A 3,602-nucleotide genomic window follows, 5' to 3' on the forward strand; every position below is an offset into this window, starting at 1 on the left:
ACGCCAGGGCTACTCCTACGCGCGCATGACCAAGGACCCGGCGCTGCGGGAGATGGCTGAGCGGCTGTGGCGGGCGCACCTGGAGGTCCAAGCGGAGGAGCCGGGAGCCGAGCTGTCGCAGCACTCCTAGCGCCAAACCAACAGGTGCCGCTGGAGCCGGCCTGAGAGCTACCGGGCTCCGCGACGTTGGCCGGCGCTCCTTTCGCGTTATCCTGGGGTCATGAGTCAAGCCATCAGAGAAGCCGCCGGGGCCCAAAAGGACGCCTACCTTAAGACCTTGCGGGGTCTGGTCGAACTCGAGACGCCGACCGGCGACCTAGCCGCCGCGGCGCGCCTGGTAAGCGTCCTGGAGGCGCGCCTCGCCGGGGACGGCTGGGGGGTCGAGCGCCACCCCCAAGAGGCCGTGGGCGACCACCTGGTCGCGCGTTTCGAGGCGCCGGGAGCCGAAAGGACGCTCATCTTGGCCCACTACGACACGGTCTGGCCGGTGGGTACGATCAAAGGGATGCCCTTTCGGGTGGCGGGCGAGGCGGCCTACGGTCCCGGCACGCTCGACATGAAGGCGGGCATCACCACCGCCCTCCACGCCGTGGCGCTCGCTCGCGACCTGGGGCTGGCCTTGCGCGGTCTTGTCACCCTGCTCGTCTCCTCCGACGAGGAGACGGGCAGCGCCAGCTCGAGGGCACTCATCGAAGACCTGTCCAAGGAACACGAGCGCGTCTTCGTGGTCGAGCCCGGCCGCGACGACGGCGCCCTCAAGGTCGGCCGCAAGGGCACGGGCGGCTTCGAGGTCCTCTTTGAGGGCGTAAGCGCCCACGCCGGCAACAACCCCGGCGAGGGCGCCAGCGCGCTGCGCGAGCTCGCCCTCTTTCTCCTCTACGCCGAGGCCCTGGGCGACGAGGCGGCGGGCACGACCGTCAACCTGACGGTCGCCCGGGGCGGCTCGGTCACGAACGTCATCGCCGAAAGGGCGACGGCCAAAATCGACCTCCGGGTGCTCAGGGCGGACGAAGGCGAGCGCGTCGCCGCGGCGCTGGCAGGCTACCAGGCCCAAGACGGCCGCGTGCGCGTGCGCGTCGGCGGCGGGCTCAACAGACCTCCGCTCGAGTTCACCCCGGCCAACAGGGCGCTCTTCGACGAGGCGGTCGCCTGCGGCGAGAGGCTGGGCCTGCAGGTGAGCGGCGGGGTGGTCGGCGGCGGCTCCGATGGCAACTTCAGCTCGGCTTTGGGCGTCGCCACGCTCGACGGCCTGGGCGCGGTCGGCAGCGGGCCGCACGCGCGCCACGAGCACATCCGCATTGCCGACACCCTCGACCGCCTGGCGCTCATGGTCTGCCTGCTCACGGTCTAGACCCAGGTCCCTACCCTTCTCGATGCCCAAGTCGATGCCCAAGTCAATGCCCAAGTCAATGCCTAGCCTCGTCGCCCTCCTCGGTGGCGCGCTCCTGAGCGCCGCCTTGCCCCCGATTGGGCTCTGGCCCTTGGCCTTGGCGCTGCTGCCGCTCTTCGTCCTGGTCGCCCGCGCCCCGCACGCGCGGGCAGGCTTCTGGCTGGGTTTTCTCTTCGGGCTGGGCTTTTTCGGCCTGCACCTGCTGTGGTTGCCGATATCCTTTGCCGAGCTCTTCGGCCCGGCGGCCTGGCTGCTCTACCCGCCGCTCGTCCTCGTCCTGGGCCTGATGTGGGGGCTGGTGACCTTCCTCGGCCGCGGCCTGGGCGGCTACGGTGCGGGGGCGCTGGCGCTGCTGCCGGCCTTGTGGGTGCTCACGGAGTGGGCGCGGAGCCAGGGGCCCTTCGCCTTTCCCTGGGGCTTTGTCGGTTACGCCTGGGTGGGCACGCCCATCGCCCAGGCCGCCGACCTGGCGGGCGTCTACGGCCTCGGCCTCTTGACGCTGGTCGCGGTCAGCCTCGCTGCCAGCCTCTTCGTGCCCAGGCGCAGCCGCTACGGCGGGCAGCTGACGCAGCCGCGCCTCTGGCCGCTGCCGCTGGCCTTGAGCCTGCTCCTCGCGGCCGCCTTTTACGGCGGCGAGCGTCTGAGCACCACCCTGCCGCCCACCACCGAAACGGCGCTCCTGGTCCAGGGCAATACCAACCCGCTCTACCGCGTTGCCGGCGAGGAGGACGACCTCGTTCACTACGCCCGCCTCACCGCTTCGGCGCTGGCCGAGCTGGGGAACTTGGCCCTCTTTGACTCATCCCTCCCCGGCGCATCCCTGCTCGCCTCGAGCGCACCCGGCTTGCCCGACCTGGTCATCTGGCCCGAGGGTGCGGTCTTGTCGTTGGATCTCAGCCGGGAGGGCGCGGCCGCCGCCGAGGCGCGTAGCCTGATTCAGGCAAGCAGCCAGGGCCTGCCGGTGATCACTGGCGGCGGCGCCTTTGTGGGCAACCAGGGCTTCAACAGCGCCTTTAGTCTGGTCGGCGAGCAGGTCGTGGACCGCTACGACAAGGCCTACCTGGTGCCCTTCGGCGAGTACTTTCCCTGGCAGGGCCCGCTTCACTTCCTCTACGACGTGGTCTTTCGCACCTTCGGTCTGCCCTTTCTCGACAGCCGGGCGGCGGGCGAGGACATCCGACCCATCGCTTCGGCTGGCCTTCTGGCGGGTGTTTACATCTGCTACGAGTCGGTCTTTCCCCAGGTGCCGCGGCTGATGGCGAGGGAGGGCGCGCAGGTGCTAAGCAACATCTCCAACGATGCCTGGTATGGCCAGGGCTTGGGCCCCGCGCAGCACTTCTTGATGGGCTCCTTGCGCGCCATCGAGACGCGGCGCTACATCCTGCGCGCCGGCAACGACGGCATCACCGCCGTCATCGACCCCTTGGGCCGGGTCGTCCAGGAGCTTCCCAGGGGTATCGAGGGTACGCTCTTGGTGGGCTACAGCCTGCGCGACGACCTCACGCCCTACGTGCGCTACGGCGACAGGCTGATCGGCGCCCTGCTCCTCTACGCGCTAGGCGTGGTGGCCGTTCGGCGCTGGGCTGGGTGACGCAGGTTGATGACAGACTGCTGCTCGAGCGGGTAGACTCTTCCCAAGCTGCTCTTGGAGGTTCCTATGCTCGCCTTGCGCCTTCTCGCCGGTTTCTTGGCTCTTTTGCTCCTGACCGCCTGCCCCGGCCACAGCCCGCGGCCCGTGGACTTCGCCACGGACCCCGCCATCGTCCGCGGCCTTTACGAGGGTGAACTGGATACGCGGCTGGCTTTGGCCCTTTTGCGGCTGAGCTCGGACGGACGGCACGCCGCCGTGATTATGGACGGGCGACCCCGCTTTCTCGAGCTGGCGACGGGTCAGGTGCGCGTTCTGGAAGACATGCAGGAGGAACACCGTTACGACTTGGCCCTCAGCCCTGATGGTCGCTACCTCGCGGAGCTTTGGTGGGACAGGGTGAACCTTTGGGACGCTCGAGGGGAAAGGCTCGTAAGGTCACTGCCCACCCGGACGCACCTGTCGTACAACGACCAGCTCAGCTTCAGTCCCGACGGCCGTTCTCTCGCGGTGACGGGCGGGGGCGAAAAGACCGTGATCCTTTTTGAGGTAGAGAGCGGGGAACTGGCCAGGGTGATACCAGTACCTGGCCATTTTGGTGTTGCCCGGATAGCCTTTCACCCC

At 69.0% G+C, this 3,602-nt stretch carries 3 protein-coding genes; all 3 read left to right on the plus strand.

The features are described 5' to 3' along the window. The first annotated feature begins 220 nt into the window (after positions 1 to 220). The gene (locus M3498_17560; GenBank protein ID MDQ3461073.1) at positions 221 to 1,351 is read left to right on the plus strand and encodes a M20 family metallopeptidase; all 1,131 of its coding nucleotides are present in this window, start codon (positions 221 to 223) and stop codon (positions 1,349 to 1,351) included. 58 nt (positions 1,352 to 1,409) lie between these two features. Continuing rightward, positions 1,410 to 2,981, plus strand: coding sequence for an apolipoprotein N-acyltransferase (gene lnt, locus M3498_17565; GenBank protein ID MDQ3461074.1), 1,572 nt, complete (start codon positions 1,410 to 1,412; stop codon positions 2,979 to 2,981). A gap of 66 nt (positions 2,982 to 3,047) precedes the next feature. Then, positions 3,048 to 3,602, plus strand: a 555-nt coding sequence (locus M3498_17570; GenBank protein ID MDQ3461075.1) for a hypothetical protein, incomplete at its 3' end; no start/stop codon positions are given.

Source organism: Deinococcota bacterium, assembly GCA_030858465.1.
Classification (GTDB): Bacteria; Deinococcota; Deinococci; order Deinococcales; family Trueperaceae; genus JALZLY01.